General features: G+C 62.2%; 3 protein-coding genes. All 3 read left to right on the top strand.

The window, feature by feature from the left end; genetic code table 11:
• On the top strand, nt 1–504 hold a 504-nt coding region (locus tag ACIQVE_RS29615; protein WP_402815502.1), incomplete at its 5' end, for a type VI secretion IcmF C-terminal domain-containing protein.
• A complete protein-coding gene (locus ACIQVE_RS29610) occupies nt 504–1,232 on the top strand; it encodes a PP2C family protein-serine/threonine phosphatase (protein ID WP_402815500.1) in 729 nt (242 codons plus the stop codon). The genes ACIQVE_RS29615 and ACIQVE_RS29610, both read left to right, overlap by 1 nt.
• A partial coding sequence (locus ACIQVE_RS29605) for a serine/threonine-protein kinase (protein WP_402815498.1) occupies nt 1,229–2,062 on the top strand: 834 nt, incomplete at its 3' end. The genes ACIQVE_RS29610 and ACIQVE_RS29605, both read left to right, overlap by 4 nt.

The following is a 2,062-nucleotide window of genomic DNA, read 5'->3' as shown; positions in this document are numbered from 1 at the left end:
CGCATGCGCAGTATCGATGGTCAGAGCCTGCCGGTGTCCAAGCTCTACCTCGACCAGCTGGCGTCGACACACGCGATTCGGCAGAGTTTTTTTGCTGATAACCCCGCTGAGCCTCAGGTGAAATTCAAACTGGAGCCCTATACCCTCGACCCGACGATCAGCCGGTCCGAGTTCACCTTTGACGACAAGACCCTTGAATACCGCCACGGTCCAATCGTGCCGGTGTCGTTCACGTGGCCGACCGACGCTCAAGACGGTCGCAGCAGTCTGGTCCTCGAAAAAGTGGCGGGGCGTGCGCTGGGCATTGAGAAAAATACCGGCCCATGGTCGCTGTTCCGACTGATTGACCTGATGCAGATCGAATACTTGAGCGGTCGCGATGTCTTGGTGCTCAAGGCGGACGTGGGCGGCCTGCGCGCCAACTACTTGCTGACCGCTCAGCGCCGATCGACGCCGTTCGACATGGCTGTGCTGCGCACATTCCGTATGCCGGTGCAGCTCTGATGCGCACTGCCAGCCCATGGCGAAGTGCTGCGCGTACCGACACCGGCAAAGTTCGGGCGCGCAACGAAGACGCTTTCCTCGACCATCCCCAGCAGGGGCTGTGGGTGGTCGCGGATGGCATGGGTGGACATCAGGGCGGCGACATCGCCAGCCAGTTGATCGTCGCCAGCCTGGCAGAATTGCCGATACAGGACGACTTCGACGAGCGCCTCACGAGCATCCGCCAGTGCTTGCACTGGCTCAACCGGCGGCTGAGTCAGGAATTGACGGTCACGCCTGAACGTCGCAACAGCATCATGGGCAGTACGGTGGTCGCGCTATTGGTGGAAGGCCAGCGCGCCGCCTGTATTTGGGCGGGCGACAGTCGTTGTTATCTGTGGCGCAGCCAGCGTTTGTACCAGTTATCCAAGGATCATTCGCTGCAACAACAACTGATCGCCGAACAAAACATGAGCGTCGAGAAAGCCCGCGCGCACCCTGACGCGCACGCCCTGACCCGTGCGATCGGGGCGGCCGAGCAGTTGACGCTGGAGGTGCTCGAACTTGAGGTGTACCCCGGCGATACATTTCTCTTGTGCAGCGATGGGTTGTACAACGAGCTGAGTCGTGATGCCTTGGGTAACGCCCTGAGCCTGACGGCGCCGCATCTGGCGCTGGAGCGACTGTTTGACGGTGCTTTGCGGGGCGCCGCCAGGGACAACCTGACCGCGGTGGTGATTCGCCAATGACTCAGCTCATGGAACCGTTGGATGATTTGGGGCAAGCGCAGCACGACAACCTGACCTACTTTACGTTTGCTCAATCGAACAAGGTCACCCCCAAACGGGTGCCGGCAAAGGCGGCCGCGGGCACACTGCCCGAGGTGCTCGCAGGGCGGTATCGTCTTAAGCGCCTGCTGGGAGCTGGTGGCATGGGGGCGGTGTACTGTGCACGGGACCTGCTGAGCGAACAGTTCGGCGATCCTGACCCGTACGTGGCGCTGAAAATCCTTAGCAGCGAATTTGCCGAATCGCCCGACGCCAGCGCTTTGCTCTACAGCGAATTCGCCCTGACTCGACGCCTGCGCCACGACAACGTGGTACGGGTGCACAGCTTTGAAGTGGACACCGATTGCCAGCATGCGTTTATTACCATGGAACTCATGCGGGGGCTGACGCTCGACCAACTCCTGGTTGAACGGCCCTTGGGCCTGCCGTGGACAGAGCTGCGCGAGATCGCGTTGGCACTGCTCGACGCGCTGACCTTCGCCCATGCGCGCGGCGTACTGCACGGCGATATCAAGCCGAGCAACGTGATGCTCTGCGAAGAGGGCGTGCGCCTGTTCGACTTCGGCTTGGGGCAGGCTGAGCCCGGTATCCTGTCGGGCCTGCCCCACCTCAGTCGGGATCGCTTCAACGCCTGGACGCCCGGCTACGCTGCCCCGGAACTGCTCGACGGCCAGCCACTGTCGGCCCGTGCGGACATGTTCAGCGTGGCCTGCGTGCTCTTTGAGCTGGCGGGCGGTCAACATCCATACCGTCGCTTGCCCTCGACCGAGGCGCGAGATGCGCCCCTTCAA

Source organism: Pseudomonas sp. NPDC098747, from assembly GCF_044760045.1.
Taxonomy (GTDB): Bacteria; Pseudomonadota; Gammaproteobacteria; order Pseudomonadales; family Pseudomonadaceae; genus Aquipseudomonas.
Note: the sequence above shows the minus strand (reverse complement) of the source record. Positions and strands in the feature narration are given on the sequence as shown.

Bases quoted from the DNA above. Each gene is read 5' to 3' on its own strand.
- ACIQVE_RS29610 (WP_402815500.1), top strand. From the start codon at position 504: ATGCGCACTGCCAGCCCATGGCGAAGTGCTGCGCGTACCGACACCGGC.